Raw genomic sequence first — 22,439 nt, 5'->3', positions numbered from 1 at the left:
TCTCCTTATTCGGCGGCAACAGCGCCGTTCTGGGCAAGATAGCCCAGAATCGACTCCGCCGCCTCGCGCCCGTCGCGGATCGCCCAGACCACAAGCGAGGCGCCGCGCACGATGTCGCCGGCGGCATAGACGCCGGGCAGGCTGGTGGCGTGGCTGCGGAAGTCGGCCTTGATCGTGCCCCAGCGGGTCACCTTCAGCTCCGGCTGGCCCCAGAGCGTCGGCAGGTCCTCCGGCTCGAAGCCCAGTGCCTGCACCACCAGGTCGGCGGGTTCGACGTAATCCGCGCCCTCGATCACCTCGGGGGTTTGGCGCCCGGTGGCGTCGGGCGCGCCGAGGCGCATCTTCTGCACCATCACGCCCTCGACTTCGGTTCCACCGGTGAAGCCCCGGGGGGCGGAGAGCCAGACGAATTCCACCCCCTCCTCCTCGGCGTTCTGCACCTCGCGCTGCGACCCCGGCATGTTGGCCCGGTCGCGGCGGTAGAGGCATTTCACCGACAGCGCGCCCTGGCGGATCGCGGTGCGCACGCAGTCCATCGCCGTGTCGCCGCCGCCGATCACCACCACGCGCTTGCCGCTGGCATCCAGTTCGCCCGAGTCGAACGCCGGCACCTCGTCGCCGAAGCTCTTGCGGTTGCTGGCGGTCAGGTAGTCCAGCGCCTTGACGATGCCCTTCGCGCCGGCCCCCGGCGCCTCGATCTCGCGGACCTTGTAGACGCCGGTGGCGATCAGAACCGCGTCGTGCTGGCCGCGGATGGCGTCGAAGGTCAGGTCGGTGCCGACGTTGCAGTCCAGCACGAACTGCACCCCGCCGTCGCGCAGCTGTTCGTTCCGGCGCAGCACCACATCCTTCTCCAGCTTGAAGCCGGGGATGCCGTAGGTCAGCAGCCCGCCCGCCCGGTCGTGCCGGTCGTAGACCGTGACCTGCACCCCGGCGCGCCGCAGCACATCCGCCGCCGCCAGCCCGCCCGGCCCGGCGCCGATGATTCCCACCGATTCAGGCCGCTCGACATGCGGGCGGATCGGCTTGACCCAGCCTTCCTCCCAAGCCGTATCGGTGATGTATTTCTCCACCGCGCCGATGGTGACGGTGCCGTGGCCCGCCTGTTCGATGACGCAGTTGCCCTCGCACAGCCGGTCCTGCGGGCAGATGCGGCCGCAGATCTCCGGGAAGGTGTTGGTGGCCTGCGACAGTTCGTAGGCTTCCTGCAACCGGCCCTCGGCTGTCAGGCGCAGCCAGTCGGGGATGTTGTTGTGCAGCGGGCAATGGGACTGGCAATAGGGCACGCCGCACTGGCTACAGCGGCTGGCCTGTTCGGCGGCCTTCTGGGCGGCGAATTCGCGATAGATCTCGTCGAAATCCCTGGCGCGCGAAGCTGCGTCCCGTTTTTCGGGCATTTCCTTGCCCAGGGTCACGAACTTCAGCATCTTCTGCGTGGCCACGGCTGCGCCTCCCATGGGGATTTCCTCAGGTGCGCCTACCTACAGCCCTCGCGGGCAGAATAAAAGTCAGCAGAGTTTACCTAGTTTCACATTTCTTCTCCGGTATGGCAGGAAATCTGCCCCATCCGTCGCAAACTAGGTCAGCATGGTTTCCGATTCTGCCTAAAACCCCAGCAAAAGCGCGGCCAGCGCGGCGAAACCGACGATGATTCGCCACCAGCCGAAGACGGCATAGCCATGCCGCCCGACGTAGTTCAGCACCCAGCGCACCACCAGAACCGCGGTCAGGAAGGCCACGCCGAAGCCGATGGCGATGTCCCAGACCGCGGCGAAATCCAGCACGTCGCGGTTCTTGAAAAGGTCGTAGGCCACCGCCGCGCCCATGGTCGGCAGGCTGAGCAGGAAGGAGAATTCCGCCGCCGCCCGCTTCTCCACCCCCATCAGCAGCGCACCGACGATGGTGGCGCCCGAGCGCGACACGCCGGGCACCATCGCCAGGCATTGGCAGAAGCCGATGGCCAGCGACTTGCCGAAGGGCAGCGCCAGCGCGTCGAAATGCCGGGGCTCGGGCGCGATCCGGTCCACCGCCAGCAGCACGAAGCCGCCCAGGATCAGCATCACCGCCACCAGCATCGGCGTCTCGAACAGCACGGTCTTGATGAAATCATGCGCCAGCAGGCCGATGAAGACCGCCGGCAGGAAGGCCAGCAGCACCGAGACGATGCTCTTCCGCGCCGCCTCCTCGTGCCGCGCCCGCAGGAACAGCCGCCCCAGCATCGCCGCATAGACCGAGGTCAGCGCCAGGATCGCGCCCAGCTGGATCACCACCTCGAAGGTCTTGCCCTCGGACTCGAAGCCCAGGAAATGCCCGGCCAGCAGCAGGTGCCCGGTGGAGGACACCGGGATGAACTCCGTCAACCCCTCCAGCAGGCCGAGAAGGGCAGCGGTCAGCGTGTTGTCCAAGGATTACGCCTTCTTCAGGTTCTTGGCCGAGGCCTTGATCGCCGCATATTGCCCCGAGGGACGGAAGCGCCACAGGTATTCCGGCAGCACCCCTTCCATCGGCGTGGGGGCGATCCCCAGGTCGGCCAGCCCCTTCGCGCCCGGGGCCACCACGTTGTCGGGGCCCAGCGTGTTCAGCTGGTCGCGGGTGATCAGGCGGTTGGTGACAAGGCCCATGGTCACGGCCTCCACCATGTCGGCCCCGAAGGCGACGATCTTCATCGCGAAGGCCGGCAGCGGCAGCACCAGACGGCGGCGCTGGATCACACCCAGCATCCGCTTGATCAACCCGCTCAGGCTGTCGACCTCCGGCCCGCCCAGGTCGTAGACGCCCGGTTCCGCCTCGCCCAGCACGCCCTTCACCGCCGCCTGCGCCACATCATCGACGAAGACCGGCTGCAGCTTCGTGCCGCCCTTGGCGATCGGCAGCACCGGCGACAGCGCGGCCATGGCCCCGAACTTGTTGAAGAACCCGTCTTCCGGCCCGAAGATCACCGAAGGCCGCAGGATCAACGCCTGCGGGAAGGCCTCGCGCACCGCCTTCTCGCCCGCCGCCTTGCTGCGGGTATAGATCGAGGGGCCGTCCTCCGCCGCGCCGATGGCCGAGACATGGACCAGATGCTCCACCCCCAGCTCGGCGGCGATGCGGGCGATGCGGCCGGCGCCTTCGGCCTGCACCGCGTTGAAGTTGTTCTTGCCCATGCGCTGGAAGGTGCCGACGCAGTTCACCACCGCATCCGCCCCCTGCATCACCGCCCGCACGCTTGCATCGTCGCGGATGTTGCAGAACACCGGCTCCACCTGCCCGGGCACGCCGTAGGGGCGGACGAACAGCGCCTCGTTCGGGCGGCGGCAGGCGACGCGGATGCGCCAGCCCTGCTTCGCCAAGCGGCGCGCGATGTAACGGCCGACGAAACCCGCGCCGCCATAGATCGTGACCAGCTTGCTCATGCCCGTGTTCTCCCGGCTGAATGGCTCGGGGGATCAATATCGCCGCCCGCCCTTGCCAGCAAGGCCGAATGGCCGCGACGAATTTTCCGCGCAGGCCGCTCGGCCTCTGTTGACACCGCCGATTCCCCCCATTACATCGCCCGTCAGTGCCCAGATGGCGGAATTGGTAGACGCACTGGTTTCAGGTACCAGCGCCGCAAGGCGTGGAGGTTCGAGTCCTCTTCTGGGCACCACTACCACGAAAAGGCCACCCTCCGGGGTGGCCTTTCGGTTTTCCGCGGGTCGGGAATCCCGCCGGCCGCCCGGCGCCGATTGACGCAACACCGCGCCGACCCTAGCCTTTTCCGACGATTTTCTCCTGTCTTCATATCGTCGAGGCTTTCATGGACCGTTTCCGCACCCCCCTCATCATCCTTGCGCTCGGCATCGTCCCGTTCTGGCTGTTCATCGGCACCAGCAGCAGCACCACGGTCAACGGCCAGGTGGTCAGCGACCACCGCTTCAACATCGCCGGGCTGGTCCTTGGCCTGATCGGGGTGGCGATGGCCTTCCGCGCCCTGCGGGAAGGCGCCCGCGGCGACGGGCTGCGGCTGGGGCTGATCGTGGCGGCGGGCGTGGTCTGCCTGCTGCAGATCGCCCATTCGGTGGGCGTCGTCACCCTGCCGGTTCCCGGCCTCGGTTGACCGGACCCGACCGCGGGCGTAATCGGGGCCAAACCCCCTGCGGAGGCGCCCTTGGCCATCCATCTTTACCAGAACGACCTGCCGGACGGCCTGAACCTCGGCCCGGTCGTCGCCATCGACACCGAGACCATGGGCCTGGACCCGCGCCGCGACCGGCTTTGTCTGGTGCAGCTGTCGGGCGGCGACGGCGATGCCCATCTGGTGCAGATCGCCCGCGGCCAGACCCGCGCCCCGAATCTGGAACGGCTGCTGGCCGATCCCGCCGTGCTGAAGCTGTTCCACTTCGGCCGCTTCGACATCGCCGCGCTGAAGCGCGCCTTCGGCGTCACCACCGCGCCGGTCTGGTGCACCAAGATCGCCTCGAAACTGGTCCGCACCTTCACCGACCGGCACGGGCTGAAATACCTGCTGGCCGATCTGGTCGGCGTCGATGTGTCGAAGCAGCAGCAGACGAGCGACTGGGGCGCCGCCGCCCTGACCGAGGCACAGAAGGAATATGCCGCCTCGGACGTGCTTTACCTGCACGCGCTGAAGGCGGCGCTGGAGGAACGGCTGATCCGCGAGGACCGGATGGCGCTGGCCGAGAAGTGCTTCGCCTTCCTGCCGACCCGGGCCGAGCTGGACCTGCTGGGCTGGGGGGACACCAATGACATCTTCGCCCACTGACCACCTGACGGTCGGCCGCCGCGTCCTCCGCCGCGAGGCCGAGGCGCTGCAGATGCTGGCCGATTCCCTTGGCGCCAGCTTCGCCGATGCGGTGGCGCTGATCCTGAAGGCGAAGGGCCGCGTCGTCGTCTCGGGCATGGGCAAGTCCGGCCACATCGCCCGCAAGATCGCCGCCACCTTCGCCTCCACCGGCACGCCCTCGCAATTCGTCCACCCGGCCGAGGCCAGCCATGGCGACCTCGGCATGGTGACGCCGCAGGACGTGCTGCTGGTGCTGTCCAATTCCGGCGAGACGCCGGAGCTGGCCGATCTGGTCGCCCATTCCCGCCGCTTCGCCATCCCGCTGATCGGGGTGGCCGGCCGAGAAGGCTCCACCCTCCTGCGCGAAGCCGACGTGGCGATCCTGCTGCCGCCCGCGCCCGAAGCCTGCGAGCAGGGGATCGTCCCCACCACCTCCACCACCATGACGCTGGCCCTTGGCGATGCGCTGGCCATCGCGCTGATGGAGCACCGGGCCTTCTCGCCCGAGCAGTTCCGGGTCTTCCACCCCGGCGGCAAGCTGGGGGCGAAGCTCCTGCGGGTGCGCGACCTGATGCACGACGACCCGCCGCTGGTGCCGCCCGACACGCCGATGAGCGAAGCCTTGCTGACCATGACGCGGGCGGGCTTCGGCGTCCTTGGCGTGCGCGACGACAAAGGCCATCTTCTGGGCATCGTCACCGACGGGGACCTGCGCCGCCACATGGACGGGCTCCTGTCCAGGACGGCGGGAGAGGTGATGACGCGGAACCCCCGCACCACCCCGCCCGATGCGCTGGCGGTGGAGGCCCTGGCCCTGATGGACGAGAAGCTGATCACCTGCCTGATGGTCACCGATGCGGCGGGCGCCGTCCTCGGCCTGATCAAGATTCACGATTGCCTGCGCGCGGGCGTGGCCTGACGCCATGCCCGGGGTCGATCTCCACAGCCGGATGGTGGGCTGGCTGAAGGTCGCCCTGCCGCTGACGGCACTGGCGCTGCTGTCGACGCTGTTCCTGCTGTCGGACCGCATCGACCCCACCGACGCCATCCCCTATGCCGAGGTGGATGTCGAGGATCTGGCCAACGATCCCCGCATGTCCGCCCCGGCCTATGCCGGCACCACCGAGGACGGCGCCGGCATCACCCTCTCGGCCGCCTCGGTCCGCCCCGCGGCCGGCGACCGCGGCGCCAGTGCCGAGGGCGTGGCGGCGCAGGTGGAAACCCCGGACGGGCAGAAGATCGACATCGCCGCCGCCGCCGCCGCGCTGGACCAGGCGGCGGGGCGGCTGGAGCTGACCGGCGGAGTCACGCTGGAAACCGCGCTCGGCTACCGGCTGGAAACCGCCGGGATCACCGCGGCGCTGGACCGGACCGAGGTCGCCAGCACCGCCCCGGTGACGGTGACGGCGCCGATGGGCGACATCCGGGCCGAGGGCTTCACCCTGACCCAGGACCCGGCCGACCCGGGCGCCTATCTTCTGGTTTTCAAGGGCGGCGTCCGGCTGCTATACCAGCCGGGCGGGCAGGCCCCGTGACCACAGGCAGATCCATGGCATTCCTCCGCACTTCATTGGCGCTTGCCGCCCTGCTGGCCGCATTGTCCGGCCCCCTTTCCGCGCAGGAGGCCAAGGTCGCCTTCGGCGGGCTGGCGCAGGACACCTCGCTGCCGGTCGAGGTGCAGGCCGACATGCTGTCGGTCAACAATGCCGACGGCACCGCCGTCTTCGAGGGCAACGTGCTGGTCGGCCAGGGCGAGATGCGGCTGGCCGCGGCGCGGGTGCAGGTGGAATACGGGCGTGACGGCAAGTCCATCGCCCGGCTGCACGCCACCGGCGGGGTGACCATCGCCAACCTCGCCGATGCCGCCGAGGCGAAGGAAGCCCTCTACACCATCGACACCGGGGTGATCGTGCTGACCGGCGACGTGCTGCTGACCCAAGGGTCCAGCGCGCTGTCCGGCCAGAAGCTGACCATCCACCTGAAGGACGGCACCGGGGTGATGGAGGGCCGCGTCTCCACCGTCTTCGTGCCGGGCGGCAACTGATGGCAGAGCGTCCCGACCTGACCGTGACCGAAGGCTCCCAAGGGTTGCAGATCCGCAACCTGCGGAAATCCTACAAGAAACGCCCCGTCATCCGCGACGTCAGCATGGACCTGCGGCGCGGCGAGGTGGTGGCGCTTCTGGGCCCCAACGGCTCGGGCAAGACCACCTGCTTCTATTCCATCGCCGGGCTGGTCACGCCGGAAGGCGGGCAGGTCATCATCGACGGCAAGGACGTGACCGCGCTGCCGATGTATCGCCGCGCCCGGCTGGGCATCGGCTACCTGCCGCAGGAGGTGTCGATCTTCCGCGGCCTCTCGGTCGAGGACAACATCCTGGCCGTGCTGGAGATCACCCATTCCGACCGCCACAAGCGGCGCGAGCGGCTGGAGGAACTCCTGTCCGAATTCTCCATCACCCACCTGCGCCACGCCCCCGCGCTGGCGCTGTCGGGCGGCGAGCGCCGGCGGGTGGAGATCGCCCGCTGCCTGGCCGCCGATCCGCGCTATCTGCTGCTGGACGAACCCTTCGCCGGGGTGGACCCGATCGCCGTGGGCGAAATCCGCCATCTGGTGCACGACCTGAAGGGGCGGGGCATCGGCGTGCTGATCACCGACCACAACGTCCGCGAGACGCTGGAGATCGTCGACCGCGCCTATATCCTGCACGACGGCAAGGTGCTGATGAGCGGCACCACCGACGAGGTCGTGCGCGACGAGACGGTCCGCCGTGTCTACCTGGGCGAGAACTTCCGGATCATTTGACCCGCCCCACCGTTCCTGTTGACAACCGGGGGCGCCCTGTCCCCAATGAAGGGGATGTGCATGTCGTTCGCCCCCGTCTTCAGGCTGCCGCGGCTGATGGTCCAGCACCGCCGGGTTGCGGACATGCCCATCGTTCCCCACCTGAAAAGAAGGCCCCGGCAGGAGGGCGGAACCCTTCGCCAGACCCGCCGGCTGCAAGCAAGAGGAGACATCATGCGCTACCAGATCAGTGGAAAACAGATCGACATCGGCGAGGCTCTCCAGACGCATGTGAAGGCCGAACTGGGCGAGGTGGTGGAGAAATACGCCCAGCGTCCGACCGAATGCACCGTCGTCTTTTCCCGGATGGCCCATGAATTCGTTTGCGAGACCACGATCCACCTGTCCACCGGGCTGACGGCACAGGCCCGCGGCCATGCGCCCGAAATCTATGCCGCCTTCGAGGCCTGCCGCGAGAAGATGGACAAGCAGCTGCGCCGCTACAAGCGCCGCATCCGCGACCATCACGCCGGGCGCAAGGCGCCGGTTGAATTCGCCGGCGCGTCCCAGTATATCCTCGCCCCATCCGAGGAGACCGAGGATGCCGAGCCGGACAGCCTGCAGCCCGTGGTCATCGCCGAGATGGAGACGAAGATCCCTTCGATCACCGTCGGCGAGGCCGTGATGCAGCTGGAACTGGCGGGGCAGAAGATGGTGGTTTTCCGCAACGAAGGTCATGGGGGCGTGAACGTGGTGTATCGTCGGGAAGACGGGAACATCGGCTGGATCGACCCTCGCAACAGCAGGTAAGCGGCCCTCGCGGCCAGCAGGATCATCGCCCGGCTCATGGAACTCTCCAAAATCCTCGTCCCTGCCGCTGTTCGCGTGGTGGGGCAATTCACCTCCAAGAAGCGGCTGTTCCAGGAACTGGCCGAGATCACCGGGCAGGTCCACGGGATTCCCTCGGCGCAGGTGCTGGACGGGCTGCAGGAACGCGAGACGCTGGGGCCGACCGGCGTGGGGCACGGCATCGCCCTGCCCCACGCCAGGCTGGAGGATCTGGAGCGGATCGTCGGCCTGTTCATCCGGCTGGAAAAGCCGCTGGACTATGATTCCGTCGACCGCCAGCCGGTCGACCTGGTGTTCTGCCTGCTGGCGCCCAAGGATTCCGGCGTCGACCACCTGAAGGCGCTGGCCCTGGTCAGCCGCACCATGCGCGACCAGGGCGTGGTGTCGAAGCTGCGCGCCAACACCGACCCGGCCAAGCTGCACGCCATCCTGACCGAGGCGAAGGCTTCGGCGGCGGCCTGAGTGGCGGGGAAACAGCCGGGATGTCCGACCGACTGAACTATTACAAGGCCGCACCCGCCGCCATGAACGCCATGCTGGCGATGGAAGAGGCGACGACCCGGCTTTCCATCCCGCTGGCGCTGCGCGAACTGGTCAAGATGCGGGTGTCGCAGATCAACGCCTGCGCCTATTGCCTGGACATGCACGCCCCCGAGGCGCGGGCGGCCGGCGTCTCGCAGCAGAAGCTCGATGTCCTGGCCGCCTGGCGCGAAAGCCCGGTCTTCGACGACCGGGAGCGGGCCGCGCTCGGCTGGGCGGAGACGCTGACCCGGGTCGAGGCGACCGGCGCCCCGGATGCGGAATATCGGGCCCTGGCCGCCGCCTTCACCGAGCAGGAGCGGGTGGAACTGACGCTGGTGATCACCACGATCAATGCCTGGAACCGCTTCGCCATCGGCTTCCGCTCGGAGCATCCGGTCAGGCCCTGACCGGGGCTCGTCGGGACCTTCGTTCCGCCTCGCCTTCCCGCGACGAGAAGCCGAAGGCGAACGAGGAGCGTCGCCTCAGGCCTTCCACCGTCCGAAGCCGAAGCCCATGTAGTCCCGCGCATAGGCTTCCTGCGCCGCCTCTTCCAGCGCCGGGTCCCAGATCGCCTCCAGCGCCTCGGCGGCGGCGTGGTCGGCCGGAGCGGCGGGCGCCTTCTCCAGCCCGACCTCGGCCGCCAGCCAGGACAGCCCCTCGGCCAGCCGGTCCTCGCGGATCACCAGGTCGGGGCCCTGGAAGCCGGCGAAGCCCTGCAGCACCGCGGTCTGGCTGGCCCAATGGGGCGAGACGCGCTGGCCCATCTGCCCCGCCACCGACAGTTTCGCATAGCGCAGGAAGGCGGCGAAGGCCTCGCGGTGCTGCGCGGCATCGAGGAAGGGCTGGCCCGGCGGCGGCAGGTCGGCCTTCTGGCTGCGGATCAGGCCCTGCCGGTGCTCGGCCAGCTTGCCGGAGACGATCTGGCCCAGGAACGCCTGATGCGCTCTGAGCAGCGGATGGCGGATCACGGTAAAGCTGCGATGGCCGGGATGGGTCTTCTTCCACTGCCGCAGGGTCTTCTGCGCGAAATCACCCAGCAGCCCGCCGCGCCCCAGCCCCGCCATCCAGGCCTGCACCTGCGCCTCGGGGCCGGACCGCACCGGCATATACAGAAGCCCCGCCCCTTCCACCGCCACGAAGGAGGGGATGGCGGGCGCCCGCCGCGGCTCGAAATTCGGCGTCCGGGCCAGGTTGAAACGGTCCAGCCGCGCCAGCGCCCCCTCCATCTCGGCCAGGTTCACCACCTTGTCGCCGATCTCTTCCGGGTTCTGCTTCTTCAGCTTGTCGTCCAGCGCCTCCAGCCGCGCCTCCACCCCCAGCCAGGCCGCCAGCCCGTTCAGCACCGCCACGTCCTGAAGGTCGTCGTAGTCGATGTAGAACGCCGTCTGGCCGGAGGTCTGCAAGCCGCGCATCAGCCGCAGCTGGAAGTCCTGCAACGCCTCCATATGCGCGCGGAATTCGGCAGCGTCGAAACGGGCCTGCGCGGTCTTCAGGTTCTTGGCGTTGGTCAGCTTCCACTGGCCGGTGGCCTGGGCGATCTTCCAGCTGACATAGCTGTCCACCGGGTTGCGGGTCAGGACGATCTTGGCGCAGCCCTGGTCGTCCAGCAGGTCCGGCAGGATGCGCGGGTCGTGGTCGTGGAAGTAGCGGAATCCCGCCAGCCCCGGCGTCCGGTCGCGCAACAGCCGCAGCAGCGCGCGGGGGTCCTGCTCGCGGGCGGCAAGATCCATCCCGAACATCTCGGTCTGGTCCTTCTTGCCGATGAAATGCGGGTTGAACACCTCGCCCAGGCAGGACACGCCGGGCAGCGCATTCAGGTTCGCCTCCAGGAAGTTGGAGCCGGTGCGCATTTCCGCGAACAGCACGAAAGACGTGAATCGCGGCACTCTACTTCACCAGATAGGGCCGGGCGCGGCGGGACGCGGCCGAGGGCAGCTCCGGCCCGGCGGGGAAATCGCCCATCAGCACCGGCTGCATCCCCTGGTTGCGCAGGTTCTGCAGGAACTGGCCGAAGCCGGTCAGGTCCACCATCCGCGGCACCTCGGTCAGCCGGCGCAGGGACCGCGGGCTGATCTCGTCCACCAGGGTCTGCAACGGCTCCATCGGCGATTCGATGAACTCGGCCAGGGTCCAGATGCGGACCCGGGCCTTGACGTTCGGCGCCCGCAGGATGGCCAGCAGGTCGGATTCCACTTTCTGCAACCGCGCGGCCTCGGCCCGGATGTCGCCGAAGTTGCGGTTGGACTGGAACAGCGGGATGGCGAAGGCGCCGGTGACCACCGAGATCTGCGCATTCGGGTCGGCGGCGACGAATTCGGCAATCTTCTGGTTGTCGTTCGGGCCGAACTGGAAGCACTGTCTTTCGCCCCGCGTGTTCCAGATCAGGTTGGTCAGGAAACTGCGAGGGTTGTAGTCGCGCAGGATGGCGCTGTCCGACAGGCAGCCGTTGTAGATGGTGGCGCCGCCGGCGAATTCCACCCGCTCCGGCGCGAAGAGATGGCCGTGGACCCGGGTGCCGGAAACCTTGGAAAGCCAGGTGTCGAAGTTCTCGAACACCTCGGCGAAGCCCTCGAAGATCGAATAGGGCGCGGCGGTGCGGCCCTGCTCCCATTCCTTGTTCGGAAAGCGCGACTGCATGTAAAGCCCGGCGCGGCCGGTGGTCCGCCGCTCCACCGCCTTGGCGAACAGCCGGTCGATCTTGCCGGGGTTGGGCTCGGCCCGCGGCTCCTGCCCCGCGGTGGGCGACAGGAAGGTGGAATAGAGCCTTTCCGCCTGCGGCCAGATCTTGCGGGCGATGAAGCAGTCCGACCGTTTCAGCAGTTGCAGGTGGTCGTCGTAGAAGATGTGCGGCTTGCCCTGGAAGTCGAACTTGCTCAGCGTCAGCGACCGGCTTTCGACATTGGTCGAGACCTGCCGCACCAGCGTCTGGAAATAGCTTTCGTCGGGGATCCAGACCTTGCGGAAATAGCGGTCGTATTCCTCGCGCTCCGGCCCGTCGAGGATGGCGGACAGCGTCTGCCGGGTCAGGCACCACCATTGCGACCCCAGATGCGGCACCACGCCCGAGGGCATGGCGCGGCGGACGCGCAGGAAGCGCTGCAGCTCCACATAGCTGTCGAACAGCCAGCGGTGTTTCCGCCAGGAGAAGGGGAAGCGCAGGGTGAAGCGTTCGTAGTTCAGCCCGCCCACCGTCCAGCCGACATCGGCCGTGGTGACGCTTTCGATGAAGTCGGTGCGCGGGCGGTCGTCCAGATAGGCCCGCAGCTCCTCCACCGGCCGCAAGGGCAGGCAGGAGCCGGAGGCCAGGCAGACATGCCGCACCTGCGGGAAGTCGCGCAGCATCAGCGTGGCGGCGGCCTGGGTGGCGGCGACGATGCCCCAGGTGCCCCATTCGCAGGCATGGCGGATCGAGAAGCGGATGTTGTCCAGGTCGGCCAGGTCCGTGCGCAGCTTTTCGGCCTGCGCATGGGGGGTGCGCTTGTCGACATGGATCACCACCGGGCAATCCCGCACCGCCCAGTAGCGGGCGACCTGCGCCGCGCGGTCCAGCGCGGTGTGGCACAGCATGACGAAGCCCAGGGTCATGCCCAGTTCCCCTTGGACATCAGCCCCAGGATTTCAAGCTGGCGCCAGTTGATGTATTTCTCGGACCATTTGCACCACAGGTCGGGCTGATCCTCCAGCGCCTTCTGGTAGGCACGGTATTCGCGGCTGTCGGCGTAATGCTCGCCCCGCGCCATCTCTTCCTCGGCCTTCAGGGCGAAGGTGTCCAGGAACTTGGCGTGCAGCAGGCAGCCGCTGGCCTTCTCGCCCCCCCATTCGTCGAAGACGAGGTTCAGCCCCCGCGGCAGCAGCATGTGGGTGGAGCTGACATAGGCATAGCTGCGGTGCCATTTCACCAGCGGAACCTTGTTCAGGGCCGGCGCCCGCCGCGGGTCGTCGGCAAAGAAGCTGCGGGTGCGCGGGCCGCCCTGGATCCACAGGTTGCCGTAGCCCCAGTTGCGGGCGATGGTGTAATTGCCGCTGTCGAACCATTGCGCGATCTCGAACGGGTTCTGCCCCTCGCGGTAGGGCTGATCCTGCATCGGCCCCTTGGGATACATGTCCAGGAGCATCGAGGCGAAGGTGCGGATCTGGCTGGCGTCCAGCCAGTCGGTCAGCGCGCGCAGCGGCCGCGTCTCGCAGAAGGGATAGATCAGGAATTCGTCGACATCGACCGTCAGGCACCAGTTGCCATGGCCGTAATGGCGCAGGAGATGGGTGATCCAGTCCATCCCGAAGCGCGAGTTCTTGTAGCTGGCCTTGGTGGTCCAGAGCGAGACATCCGGCTGCCGCGCCAGGTATTCCCGGCTGCCGTCGTCGCTGTCGTTGTCGACGATCAGGAAGTGGTCGATGCCGAGGTCGCGGTAATATTGCAGGAAATAGGGCAGCCGCACCTTCTCGTTGCGCAGGCAGGTGAACAGCAGCATCGGTTCGGACCGCACCCCGGCCATGCGGTTGGCGACGGTCTTCAGCTCGCGCCGGTGCAGGAAGGCCCGGGCCAGCAGACGCTGGCGGCGCAGGCGCAGCCGATATGACCCAAGCACACTCACCCGTCGCCCCTGCCATCGGTGGATTTGCCGGAGGAAAACCTGTCACCAAGGTCTTGCGAAAGCCTTTCGCCCCTTGTCCCGTTATCCCTGCCCCGTGCCCGATCCGCCGCCATTGTTTCCCGTTCAGGCTTTTGTTGCATCGATTCTAAGGCCTGGCCGGGTGGAAGTAAACAATTGCGGCCATTTCCTGTCCTTCCGGGCAGGCCGGTCACACCCAGCCCCCGCGCGAGATCAGCCCCAGCGATTCCAGCTGCCGCCAGCCGGTATAACGACGCGAGGCGGGGCAATGCAGCACCGGGTCGGCGATCAGCCCGTCGTAATAGGCGCCGAAACGGGCCGGGTCGGCGAAATGCTGGCGGCGGTCCTTCTCTTCGGCCGATTTGCGGACGATCGAGGGCAGGAACTTGGTGTGCAGCAGCGCGCCCGAGGTCATCTCGCCCCCCGTCTCGTCGAAGACGGCGTTCAGCCGTGGCGGCAGCAGGGTATGGGTGGAATTGTGATAGGCATAGCGCCAGTGCCATTTCACCAGCGGCACCTTGTTCAGCGTCGGCGCCCGGCGCGGATCGCCGGCGAAGAACACCCGCGCCCGCGGGCCGCCCTGGATCCACAGGTTGCGCAGCCGGGGCTGGACCTGAAGGCTGTAGTTGCCGCTGTCGAACCAGCGCAGCACGCTGAGCGGGTCGTCGCCCGGGCGATAATCCTGCGCCGAAAGCGGGCCGTCGGGATAAAGCTCCAGCATCATCGCCGCCATGGCCTGCTGGCCCGTCCCCTCCAGCCAGCGGGTCAGCGCGGGCAGGGGGCGGGTCTCCCAGTTGGGATAGACCAGCAGCTCGTCGGCATCGACGGTCAGGCACCAGCGGCCGTGGCCGTGGCGCAAGAGCAGCCAGTTGGTCCAGTCCAGCCCGAAGCGGGATTTCTTGTAGCTGCCCCGGGTCGACCAGAGCGAGACATCCGACTGCCCGGACAGGAACTCTGCGGTCCCGTCCAGGCTGCCGTTGTCGACGACCAGGAAATGGTCGACGCCCAGCCGGCGGTGGTGCTGCAGGAAATGCGGCAGGCGGTCGATCTCGTTGCGGACCACCGTCACGCAGAGGATCGCCCCCCGCCGCAACCCGGCGGTGTTGTCGGCGACGACCCGCAGCTCGCGCCGCTTGCGGATCGCCCGGGCCAGCCAGATCTGCCGCCGAAGCCGCAGCCGGGCCGCCCTCCAGAAGGGGCGGAGACCGCGGCCCGCCCCGGAGGGCAGGTCGCCGATGGGCCAGGACTGGGGGCCTGCCCCCATGGGCCTATTGCGCTGCCTGGCGCTGCGCCATCATGTCGCTGAGATAGGCGCCGAATTCGCCGCAGAGATCGGGGCGCGACAGGCCGAAGGCCACCGTGGCCTGCAGGAAGCCGGCCTTGGAGCCGCAGTCGTAGCGCTGGCCGCGGAAGCGGTAGCCGTAGACGCCGGCCTTGCCGTTCACCTCTTCAGCGATGGCGTCGGTCAGCTGGATCTCGCCGCCGGCGCCCTGCTTCATCCGGTTGAGGTTGGTCAGCACCTTGGGCGACAGGATGTAACGCCCGATCACCGCCAGGTTCGAGGGCGCCTCCTCGGCCTTCGGCTTCTCGACCATGCCCTTGGCGCGGACGATGGCGCCCAGGTCCTCGGCGATGTCCAGAACGCCGTAGCTGCTGGCCTTGGCCGGAGGCACCTCCATCGCGGCGACCATGCAGCCGCCGGTCTGTTCATAGGCCTCGACCATCTGCTGCAGGCAGGGCTTTTCCGCCGCGATCACGTCGTCGGGCAGCAGCACCGCGAAGGGTTCGTCCCCGATCAGGCGGCGGGCGCACCAGACGGCATGGCCCAGGCCCATCGGCCGGTTCTGCCGGACATAGGCGATGGCGCCCGAATCCATGTTGGTGTCCTTCAACACCTCCAGCAGCTCGGTCTTGCCCTTCTTGCGCAGCTCCGATTCCAGCTCGGGCGCGTTGTCGAAATAATCCTCCAGCGCGGATTTGCCGCGGCTGGTCACGAAGATGAATTCCTTGATCCCGGCCGCCCGCGCCTCGTCGATGGCGTATTGGATCAGCGGGCGGTCCACCAGCGTCATGATCTCTTTCGGGATGGATTTGGTGGCGGGCAGGAATCGGGTTCCCAGACCGGCGACCGGAAAGACTGCCTTGGTGACCTTCTTGGCTTTCATCATCTACTCGTTTCTGTTCTGCCGCCTTGGGCAGAGGCTACCGTTGGATTGTTTACATTAGTGAACAATCTGGCCGGATTTTGGCGAACATACGCTATTCACGGCATAATTACCACCACGCCCCGAGAAGGCAGGGGGGAATGTTGCCGCGGCTGCGTCAGCCTTCGGGCAGATCGCCGCGCAGCATCGCCTCGATCACCGGCACGTCCGAAGGGTTGTTCAATTCCCAGAACTGGCGACCCTTCGCCTCCACCTCGACGCAAAGCACCGCGCGGCCGTTTTCCAGGAAGCGCAGCTGCTCCAGCCCCTCCAGGGTTTCCAGCGGGCCGATGGGCCAGGACGGATAGGCCGCCAGCGCCGCCGGGCGGTAGGCGTAGACGCCGACATGGTGGAAGACCGGGGTCGGCTCGTCCGGCGCATAGTCGCGCCCGGTATAGGGGATGACCTCCTTGGAGAAGTAAAGCCCCCGCCCGCCGGCGCCGAAGACGGCGGTGGTGCCGCCCACCCGGCCGGCGCGGCGGTCGGCCAGGAAACCGGACACCGCCCGGCCGTCGCAGCGCAGCACCGGGGTGGCGATCTCGGCCGCCGGATCGGCGGCAAGGCCGCGCAGCAGGTCCTCGACGAACCAGGCGGGGGTCAGCGGCGCATCGCCCTGCAGGTTCACGATGGCGTCGTAGCCCGGCAGCTGCGCCGCCACCTCGGCGCAGCGCTCGGTGCCGTTGCGGGCGTCGGAGGAGGTCATCACCACCTCGGCCCCGAAGCCCGCGGCATGGTCGGCGATGCGGGCATCGTCGGTCGCCACCACCACCCGGTCGATGCCCTGCACCGCCATCGCCGCCTCCCAGCTGCGGCGGATCAGGGTCTTCTCGCCGTCCGGCCCCTTCAACGCCACCAGGGGCTTGCCCGGATAGCGGGTGCTGGCATAGCGGGCCGGGATGGCGATCAGCGCCTTCATTTCAGCACGACGCCCGGGGCCAGCGCGATGAAGAACGGGTTGTCCCAGCCCGGCTTGCCATAGGCCAGCGGCGCATGGTCGTCGAAGCGCACCACCTGCCCGCCCGCCCCGCGCAGCACCGCATCGCCCGCCGCGGTGTCCCATTCCATCGTCCGGCCGAGCCGGGGGTAGAGGTCCGCCTCGCCGGTCGCCACCAGACAGAACTTCAGGCTGGACCCGGCCGAGCGGGAATCCTTCACTGCATATCTGCCGATATAATCCTCGGTCGCCTGGTCGCGGTGGGATTTCGACGCCACCACCATCAGCGCCGTATTGTCGGGGGTGGACACCCGGATCGGCCGCTGGCTGCCGTCCTTCAGCGATTCCTCCACCGCCGCGCCGTCGGGCAGGGTGTAGAACAGCCGCTGCTGCGCCGGGGCATAGACCACGCCGCGCAGCGGCACGCCGTCCTGCACATAGGCGATGTTCACGGTGAAATCTCCGCGGCGCTGGACGAATTCCTTGGTGCCGTCCAGCGGATCGACGATCAGGAAGGTCTTCGCGCGCAAGCCGTGGCTGGCCGCCTGCTCCTCGGTGATCAGCACCACATCGGGGAACTCCCGGCGCAGCCCGGCCGAGATCAGGGCATCCGCCGCCTCGTCCGCCTCGGTCACCGGGCTGGAGTCGCCCTTGGACTTCACCTCGAAATCGGGCCGCTCATAGACCTCCATGATCTTCTCGCCGGCCTCCAGCGCCAGCTGGCGGATGACGGGGACGAGGCGGTGAAAGTCCATGGAATCCTCCGGGATCGCGGCAGTTGCTTTGCTCTCCTTGCCCGCTTATCCTGCGCCGTCAAGGGAACGGCAAGATTTCCCGGCTTGAATGGGCAGAGGCAGCAGCCGAAGGACCGGAAATGTTTCGACCGCAGGCGAAACGCCCGTCGCGCATCCGCTCGGGGTTCGAGTTTCTCGAACTGATCTACCACGCCACCATCCGCAACCTGCGCAAGAGCCATGGCAATGCCGTCTACGGCATGGTGATGAACGTGGTGCAGGCCACGCTGGTGCTGGTGATCTTCGTGGTGATGTTCTGGGTGATGGGGCTGAAAAGCAGCCCGATCCGCGGCGACTTCATCCTTTACGTGATGTCCGGCGTCTTCATGTTCCTGACCCATACCAAGGCGCTCGGCGCGGTCTCCAGCGCGGACGGGCCGACCTCGCCGATGATGATGCACGCGCCGATGAACCCGGTGGTCGCCGTGGTCTCGGCGGCCCTGGCGGCGCTTTATCAGCAGCTGTTCGCCATGGCGGTGATCCTGCTGTTCTACCACACCCTCTGGGCCCCGCTGACCATCTACGAACCCGTCGGCGTGCTGGGGATGCTGCTGCTGTCGTGGTTTTCCGGCGCGGCGATCGGGCTGATCTTCTACGCCGCCAAGCCCTGGCAGCCCGAGGTGGTGGGCATCCTCTCCACCATCTACCAGCGCGCCAACATGATCGCCTCCGGCAAGATGTTCGTGGCCAGCATGTTGCCCGCCTCGCGCCGGGCGCTGTTCGACTGGAACCCGCTGTTCCACACCATCGACCAGGCCCGCGGGCACATGTTCCTGAACTACCACGCCCGCTATACCTCGGTGGAATATCCGATCAAGGTGGCGTTGGTCTGCATCCTGATCGGACTGATGGCCGAGTTCTACACCCGCAAGCATGTCTCGCTGAGCTGGCAGAAACGGCAATGATCCGCCGCGCCCTTGCCCTGGCCCTCTGGCTTGCCGCAGGCCCCGCCCCGGCGCAGGACCTGCCCGCCGTCTACGATGTCGCAGGCGTCGCCGCCGGCGACGTGCTGAACGTCCGGGCGGAGCCCTCGGCAGGGGCGCCGGTCCTGCGGACGCTTGCCCCGGATGCGAAGGGGATCGAGGTCGTCGCCCTGTCCGGCGACGGGAAATGGGGCATGGTCTCGACGGGCGAGGGCAATGGCTGGGTCGCGCTGCGCTATCTGGCCGCCCGCCCGGACCCCGCCGCCAACACCCTGCCCCGCCCGATGACCTGCCTGGGGACAGAGCCGTTCTGGCTGCTGGCCCATGACGGCGGAAGCGACAGCTTCGAGACGCCGGGCGAGGAACCGCGGCTCCTGTCGGTCTCGGCCGAGATGGTCGCGCCGGAAGGCTATTTCGTGCTGGCCCGGGGCAGCGGCGGGGACGATCTGTATCAACTGACCGTCACCCGCGAGACCTGCAGCGACGGCATGTCCGACCGCCGCTTCGGCCTCGACGCCCGGCTGTTCATCGCCAGCCCGGACGGCAACCGGCTGTTCCGCGGCTGCTGCACGCTGGAGCACCGCGACTGACGGCGCAAAGGCCGTCCCGCGCGCCATCCTTCGGAAAATTCGCAGCAGACTCCGTGCCGCAGCCGTTGCAGGCGCAATTGCACCTGCCTATATACGCCAAGTCCTGCCAAGGGGTCGCCCCCGCGGCATCCATACCCGGCCAAGGGTGCCGAACGCTACAGGGCCCGCGGCTGGCAGATCGCCTGATAGAAAGGGATATACACATGGCCAAAGTCATCGGTATCGACCTCGGCACCACCAACTCCTGCGTCGCCATCATGGACGGCGCGCAGCCCCGGGTCATCGAGAATTCGGAAGGCGCCCGCACCACGCCCTCGATCGTGGGCTTCACGGAAAGCGAACGCCTCGTCGGCCAGCCCGCCAAGCGGCAGGCCGTGACCAACCCCACCAACACCGTCTTCGCCGTCAAGCGCCTGATCGGCCGCCGGCTGGGCGACGCCGAGGTGGAGAAGGACAAGAAGCTTGTCCCCTACAACATCGTCGACGGCGGCAACGGCGACGCCTGGGTCGAGGTGCGCGGCGAGAAGTATTCGCCTTCGCAGGTGTCCGCCTTCATCCTGCAGAAGATGAAGGAAACCGCCGAATCCTACCTGGGCGAGACCGTCACCCAGGCGGTGATCACCGTGCCCGCCTACTTCAACGACGCGCAGCGCCAGGCCACCAAGGACGCGGGCAAGATCGCGGGCCTTGAAGTCCTGCGCATCATCAACGAACCCACCGCGGCCGCGCTGGCCTATGGCCTGGACAAGAAGGAATCGAAGACCATCGCCGTCTATGACCTCGGCGGCGGCACCTTCGACATCACCATCCTGGAGATCGACGACGGCCTCTTCGAGGTGAAGTCGACCAACGGCGACACCTTCCTGGGTGGCGAAGACTTCGACATGCGGATCGTCAACTACCTGGCCGACGAATTCAAGAAAGAGCACGGCGTCGACCTGACGCTGGACAAGATGGCGCTGCAGCGGCTGAAGGAAGCCTCTGAAAAGGCCAAGATCGAGCTGTCCTCCAGCCAGCAGACCGAAATCAACCAGCCCTTCATCAGCATGGACCGCAACACCGGCCAGCCGCTGCACCTGGTGATGAAGCTGACCCGCGCCAAGCTGGAAAGCCTGGTCGACGACCTGATCAAGAAGTCGATGAAGCCCTGCGCCGCCGCGCTGAAAGATGCCGGCGTGTCCAAGGACGAAATCGACGAGGTGGTGCTGGTCGGCGGCATGACCCGGATGCCGAAGGTGATCGAAGAGGTCACCAAGTTCTTCGGCAAGGAACCCCACAAGGGCGTGAACCCGGATGAAGTCGTGGCCATGGGCGCCGCGATCCAGGCCGGCGTGCTGCAGGGCGACGTCAAGGACGTGGTGCTGCTGGACGTGACCCCGCTGTCGCTGGGCATCGAGACGCTGGGCGGCGTGTTCACCCGGCTGATCGACCGCAACACCACGATCCCGACCAAGAAGTCCCAGGTCTTCTCCACCGCCGAGGACAACCAGAACGCGGTGACGATCCGGGTCTTCCAGGGCGAACGCGAGATGGCGGCCGACAACAAGATGCTGGGCCAGTTCAACCTGGAACAGATCCCGCCCGCCCCGCGCGGCGTGCCGCAGATCGAGGTGACCTTCGACATCGACGCCAACGGCATCGTGTCCGTCTCGGCGAAGGACAAGGGCACCGGCCGGGCGCAGCAGATCACCATCCAGGCTTCGGGCGGTCTTTCCGATGAGGACATCGAGAAGATGGTCAAGGACGCCGAGGCCAATGCCGACGCCGACCGCGCCCGCAAGGAACTGGTGGAGACCCGCAACCAGGGCGAAAGCCTGCTGCACTCGACCAGGAAGTCTCTGGCCGATCATGGCGACAAGGTCGACCCCTCCACCGTCGAGGCGATCGAACTGGCGATGAGCCCGCTGGAAGACGCGCTGAAGGGCGAGGATGCCGGCAAGATCAAGGGCGCGATCCAGAACCTGACCGAAGCCGCGATGAAGCTGGGCGAGGCCATCTACAAGGCCAGCCAGGCCGAAGGTGCCGAGAAGGACGAGGACGAGCCCCGCCCGGTGGACGACGACGACATCGTCGATGCCGACTTCGAGGATCTGGGCGGAAAGCGGAAGTGATCCGCTTGAACCGGAACGGGGGGCGGTCTGGCAACGGGCCGCCCCTCTCCGGTTGCAGCTGAGGGTTTTGCCGTGGCAAAGCGCGACTACTACGACATTCTCGGGGCCAAGCGCGGGGCTTCTGCCGATGAGCTGAAGAAGGCTTATCGCCAGAAGGCCAAGGAACTGCACCCCGACCGCAACGCCGACAATCCGCAGGCCGAGGCCCAGTTCAAGGAAGTGAACGAAGCCTGGGACGTGCTGAAGGACGAACAGAAGAAGGCGGCCTACGACCGCTTCGGCCATGCCGCCTTCGAGAACGGCATGGGCGGCGGCGGGGGCGGCCCGCGGGCCGGCGGCTTCCAGCAGGGCGATTTCGCCAGCGCCTTCTCGGACGTGTTCGAGGACCTGTTCGGCGATTTCATGGGCCGCGGCGGCGGCGGGGGCGGCGCGCGGCAACGGGCGCAGCGCGGCTCCGACCTGCGCTACAACCTGCGGGTGACGCTGGAAGAAGCGTTCCAGGGCGCGCAGAAGACCATCACCATCCCCGCCAGCGTGACCTGCGAGACCTGCCGCGGCACCGGCGCCGAGGGCGGGGCGGAACCCGTCACCTGCCCGACCTGCTCCGGCATGGGCAAGGTGCGGGCGCAGCAGGGCTTCTTCACGGTCGAACGCACCTGCCCCACCTGCAACGGCATGGGCCAGACCATCAAGAACCCCTGCAAGACCTGCCACGGCGCCGGGCGGGTGGAGAAGGAACGCCAGCTGTCGGTGAACATCCCCGCGGGGGTGGAGACCGGCACCCGCATCCGCCTGGCCGGCGAGGGCGAGGCCGGCCTGCGCGGCGGGCCGCAGGGCGACCTGTATATCTTCATCGAGGTCAGGGACCACGCGATCTTCCAGCGCGACGGCGTGCATCTGTTCTGCCGCGTGCCGATCTCGATGCCCGCGGCGGCCTTGGGCGGCGAGGTCGAGGTGCCCACCATCGACGGCGGCCGCGCCCGGGTGAAGGTTCCCGCCGGCGCCCAGTCCGGCAAGCAGATGCGGCTGCGCGGCAAGGGGATGCCCGCCCTGCGCGGCGCCGGCACCGGCGACATGGTGATCGAACTGGCGGTGGAAACCCCGGTGAACCTGACCGCCCGGCAGAAGGAACTGCTGCGCGAGTTCGAGAAGCTGTCGGAAGAGAACAACCCGGAAGGCAAGTCCTTCTTCGCCAAGGTGAAGGGCTTCTGGGACGGGATGAAGGGCTGATCCCCGGGGCTCGTCGGGCACTTCGTGCACTCCTCGCCGACCGGACAGGCGAGGAGTGCACGAAGTGCTCGACGAGCGGATGCTGTTAACCCTTTCTTCACCGCCGCCGTGCCACCCTGCGCG

Annotated in this window: 23 protein-coding genes and 1 tRNA gene; 14 read left to right on the top strand and 10 right to left on the bottom strand. The window is 67.6% G+C overall.

Translation table 11 applies throughout. The annotated features are described in order from the left end of the window. Positions 1 to 5: 5 nt before the first annotated feature. From G5B31_RS15890 to G5B31_RS15880, 3 genes are all read right to left on the bottom strand, one after another. Positions 6 to 1,442, bottom strand: coding sequence for an NAD(P)-dependent oxidoreductase (locus tag G5B31_RS15890; protein ID WP_165019206.1), 1,437 nt, complete (start codon positions 1,440 to 1,442; stop codon positions 6 to 8). Positions 1,443 to 1,604: 162 nt separating this feature from the next. After that, positions 1,605 to 2,405, bottom strand: coding sequence for an undecaprenyl-diphosphate phosphatase (locus G5B31_RS15885; protein WP_165019181.1), 801 nt, complete (start codon positions 2,403 to 2,405; stop codon positions 1,605 to 1,607). A gap of 3 nt (positions 2,406 to 2,408) precedes the next feature. After that, positions 2,409 to 3,395 carry a complex I NDUFA9 subunit family protein gene (locus G5B31_RS15880; RefSeq protein WP_165019180.1) on the bottom strand — a complete coding sequence of 329 codons (987 nt, stop codon included), beginning with the start codon at positions 3,393 to 3,395 and terminating at the stop codon, positions 2,409 to 2,411. 148 nt (positions 3,396 to 3,543) lie between these two features. Here G5B31_RS15880 and G5B31_RS15875 point away from each other — a divergent pair. From G5B31_RS15875 to G5B31_RS15830, 10 genes are all read left to right on the top strand, one after another. After that, positions 3,544 to 3,628, top strand: a tRNA-Leu gene (locus G5B31_RS15875). 150 nt (positions 3,629 to 3,778) lie between these two features. Beyond that, positions 3,779 to 4,078, top strand: coding sequence for a hypothetical protein (locus tag G5B31_RS15870; protein WP_165019179.1), 300 nt, complete (start codon positions 3,779 to 3,781; stop codon positions 4,076 to 4,078). A 51-nt stretch (positions 4,079 to 4,129) separates the two neighbouring features. Beyond that, complete coding sequence (locus tag G5B31_RS15865; protein WP_165019178.1) at positions 4,130 to 4,744, top strand: ribonuclease D; 615 nt, start codon at positions 4,130 to 4,132, stop codon at positions 4,742 to 4,744. Continuing rightward, positions 4,725 to 5,684, top strand: coding sequence for an SIS domain-containing protein (locus tag G5B31_RS15860; protein ID WP_165019177.1), 960 nt, complete (start codon positions 4,725 to 4,727; stop codon positions 5,682 to 5,684). The genes G5B31_RS15865 and G5B31_RS15860 overlap by 20 nt, the downstream gene beginning before the upstream one ends. Before the next feature lie 4 nt (positions 5,685 to 5,688). Next, positions 5,689 to 6,300 (top strand): LPS export ABC transporter periplasmic protein LptC, encoded by a 612-nt coding sequence (locus G5B31_RS15855; RefSeq protein WP_165019176.1) that lies wholly within the window; start codon positions 5,689 to 5,691, stop codon positions 6,298 to 6,300. Between the two features lie 14 nt (positions 6,301 to 6,314). After that, entirely contained in the window at positions 6,315 to 6,809 is a 495-nt protein-coding gene (locus G5B31_RS15850) for an LptA/OstA family protein (protein WP_165019175.1), read from the top strand. Continuing rightward, positions 6,809 to 7,570, top strand: a complete 762-nt coding sequence (gene lptB, locus G5B31_RS15845; protein ID WP_165019174.1) for an LPS export ABC transporter ATP-binding protein — start codon at positions 6,809 to 6,811, stop codon at positions 7,568 to 7,570. The genes G5B31_RS15850 and lptB overlap by 1 nt, the downstream gene beginning before the upstream one ends. 213 nt (positions 7,571 to 7,783) lie before the next feature. After that, complete coding sequence (hpf, locus tag G5B31_RS15840) at positions 7,784 to 8,359, top strand: ribosome hibernation-promoting factor, HPF/YfiA family (RefSeq protein WP_165019173.1); 576 nt, start codon at positions 7,784 to 7,786, stop codon at positions 8,357 to 8,359. A 36-nt stretch (positions 8,360 to 8,395) separates the two neighbouring features. Continuing rightward, complete coding sequence (locus tag G5B31_RS15835) at positions 8,396 to 8,860, top strand: PTS sugar transporter subunit IIA (RefSeq protein WP_165019172.1); 465 nt, start codon at positions 8,396 to 8,398, stop codon at positions 8,858 to 8,860. Positions 8,861 to 8,880: 20 nt separating this feature from the next. Next, complete coding sequence (locus G5B31_RS15830) at positions 8,881 to 9,327, top strand: carboxymuconolactone decarboxylase family protein (protein WP_165019171.1); 447 nt, start codon at positions 8,881 to 8,883, stop codon at positions 9,325 to 9,327. 75 nt (positions 9,328 to 9,402) lie between these two features. On the opposite strand, the gene G5B31_RS15825 is transcribed toward G5B31_RS15830, so the two are convergent. The 7 genes from G5B31_RS15825 to cysQ all read right to left on the bottom strand — a co-directional run bounded on the left by G5B31_RS15825 (position 9,403) and on the right by cysQ (position 17,423). Next, positions 9,403 to 10,806 (bottom strand): nodulation protein NodH, encoded by a 1,404-nt coding sequence (locus tag G5B31_RS15825; RefSeq protein WP_346763925.1) that lies wholly within the window; start codon positions 10,804 to 10,806, stop codon positions 9,403 to 9,405. A 1-nt stretch (position 10,807) separates the two neighbouring features. Beyond that, positions 10,808 to 12,505 carry a beta-1,6-N-acetylglucosaminyltransferase gene (locus G5B31_RS15820; protein ID WP_165019170.1) on the bottom strand — a complete coding sequence of 566 codons (1,698 nt, stop codon included), beginning with the start codon at positions 12,503 to 12,505 and terminating at the stop codon, positions 10,808 to 10,810. Then, positions 12,502 to 13,512: a glycosyltransferase family 2 protein gene (locus G5B31_RS15815; protein WP_346763924.1), complete on the bottom strand. Its 1,011-nt coding sequence runs from the start codon at positions 13,510 to 13,512 to the stop codon at positions 12,502 to 12,504. Before G5B31_RS15815 ends, G5B31_RS15820 begins: the two co-directional genes overlap by 4 nt. A 208-nt stretch (positions 13,513 to 13,720) precedes the next feature. Continuing rightward, a complete protein-coding gene (locus G5B31_RS15810; RefSeq protein ID WP_165019169.1) occupies positions 13,721 to 14,794 on the bottom strand; it encodes a glycosyltransferase family 2 protein in 1,074 nt (357 codons plus the stop codon). Between the two features lie 4 nt (positions 14,795 to 14,798). Continuing rightward, a complete protein-coding gene (galU, locus tag G5B31_RS15805) occupies positions 14,799 to 15,695 on the bottom strand; it encodes a UTP--glucose-1-phosphate uridylyltransferase GalU (RefSeq protein WP_165019168.1) in 897 nt (298 codons plus the stop codon). A 157-nt stretch (positions 15,696 to 15,852) separates the two neighbouring features. After that, positions 15,853 to 16,650, bottom strand: coding sequence for a 3-deoxy-manno-octulosonate cytidylyltransferase (locus G5B31_RS15800; RefSeq protein WP_165019167.1), 798 nt, complete (start codon positions 16,648 to 16,650; stop codon positions 15,853 to 15,855). Further along, positions 16,647 to 17,423: a 3'(2'),5'-bisphosphate nucleotidase CysQ gene (gene cysQ / locus G5B31_RS15795; protein ID WP_165019166.1), complete on the bottom strand. Its 777-nt coding sequence runs from the start codon at positions 17,421 to 17,423 to the stop codon at positions 16,647 to 16,649. Before cysQ ends, G5B31_RS15800 begins: the two co-directional genes overlap by 4 nt. A gap of 119 nt (positions 17,424 to 17,542) precedes the next feature. On the opposite strand from cysQ, the gene G5B31_RS15790 reads away from it, so the two are divergent. From G5B31_RS15790 to dnaJ, 4 genes are all read left to right on the top strand, one after another. After that, complete coding sequence (locus G5B31_RS15790) at positions 17,543 to 18,367, top strand: ABC transporter permease (RefSeq protein WP_165019165.1); 825 nt, start codon at positions 17,543 to 17,545, stop codon at positions 18,365 to 18,367. Further along, entirely contained in the window at positions 18,364 to 18,975 is a 612-nt protein-coding gene (locus G5B31_RS15785; RefSeq protein ID WP_165019164.1) for a COG3650 family protein, read from the top strand. The genes G5B31_RS15790 and G5B31_RS15785 overlap by 4 nt, the downstream gene beginning before the upstream one ends. Positions 18,976 to 19,178: 203 nt before the next feature. After that, positions 19,179 to 21,086, top strand: coding sequence for a molecular chaperone DnaK (dnaK, locus tag G5B31_RS15780; protein WP_165019163.1), 1,908 nt, complete (start codon positions 19,179 to 19,181; stop codon positions 21,084 to 21,086). 72 nt (positions 21,087 to 21,158) lie between these two features. Then, positions 21,159 to 22,316 (top strand): molecular chaperone DnaJ, encoded by a 1,158-nt coding sequence (gene dnaJ, locus G5B31_RS15775; RefSeq protein WP_165019162.1) that lies wholly within the window; start codon positions 21,159 to 21,161, stop codon positions 22,314 to 22,316. Positions 22,317 to 22,439 lie beyond the last annotated feature (123 nt).

The organism is Rhodobacter sp. SGA-6-6 (genome assembly GCF_011043545.1).
Classification (GTDB): Bacteria; Pseudomonadota; Alphaproteobacteria; order Rhodobacterales; family Rhodobacteraceae; genus Pseudogemmobacter.
Note: the sequence above shows the minus strand (reverse complement) of the source record. Positions and strands in the feature narration are given on the sequence as shown.

Coding starts and splice junctions, on each gene's coding strand:
- G5B31_RS15855 (WP_165019176.1), top strand. CDS start 5,689: ATGCCCGGGGTCGATCTCCACAGCCGGATGGTGGGCTGGCTGAAGGTC.
- G5B31_RS15835 (WP_165019172.1), top strand. CDS start 8,396: ATGGAACTCTCCAAAATCCTCGTCCCTGCCGCTGTTCGCGTGGTGGGG.
- G5B31_RS15870 (WP_165019179.1), top strand. CDS start 3,779: ATGGACCGTTTCCGCACCCCCCTCATCATCCTTGCGCTCGGCATCGTC.
- G5B31_RS15785 (WP_165019164.1), top strand. CDS start 18,364: ATGATCCGCCGCGCCCTTGCCCTGGCCCTCTGGCTTGCCGCAGGCCCC.
- G5B31_RS15850 (WP_165019175.1), top strand. CDS start 6,315: ATGGCATTCCTCCGCACTTCATTGGCGCTTGCCGCCCTGCTGGCCGCA.
- G5B31_RS15830 (WP_165019171.1), top strand. CDS start 8,881: ATGTCCGACCGACTGAACTATTACAAGGCCGCACCCGCCGCCATGAAC.
- G5B31_RS15880 (WP_165019180.1), bottom strand. CDS start 3,395: ATGAGCAAGCTGGTCACGATCTATGGCGGCGCGGGTTTCGTCGGCCGT.
- G5B31_RS15810 (WP_165019169.1), bottom strand. CDS start 14,794: ATGGGGGCAGGCCCCCAGTCCTGGCCCATCGGCGACCTGCCCTCCGGG.
- cysQ (WP_165019166.1), bottom strand. CDS start 17,423: ATGGACTTTCACCGCCTCGTCCCCGTCATCCGCCAGCTGGCGCTGGAG.
- dnaK (WP_165019163.1), top strand. CDS start 19,179: ATGGCCAAAGTCATCGGTATCGACCTCGGCACCACCAACTCCTGCGTC.
- hpf (WP_165019173.1), top strand. CDS start 7,784: ATGCGCTACCAGATCAGTGGAAAACAGATCGACATCGGCGAGGCTCTC.
- G5B31_RS15860 (WP_165019177.1), top strand. CDS start 4,725: ATGACATCTTCGCCCACTGACCACCTGACGGTCGGCCGCCGCGTCCTC.
- galU (WP_165019168.1), bottom strand. CDS start 15,695: ATGAAAGCCAAGAAGGTCACCAAGGCAGTCTTTCCGGTCGCCGGTCTG.
- G5B31_RS15790 (WP_165019165.1), top strand. CDS start 17,543: ATGTTTCGACCGCAGGCGAAACGCCCGTCGCGCATCCGCTCGGGGTTC.
- lptB (WP_165019174.1), top strand. CDS start 6,809: ATGGCAGAGCGTCCCGACCTGACCGTGACCGAAGGCTCCCAAGGGTTG.
- G5B31_RS15800 (WP_165019167.1), bottom strand. CDS start 16,650: ATGAAGGCGCTGATCGCCATCCCGGCCCGCTATGCCAGCACCCGCTAT.
- G5B31_RS15820 (WP_165019170.1), bottom strand. CDS start 12,505: ATGACCCTGGGCTTCGTCATGCTGTGCCACACCGCGCTGGACCGCGCG.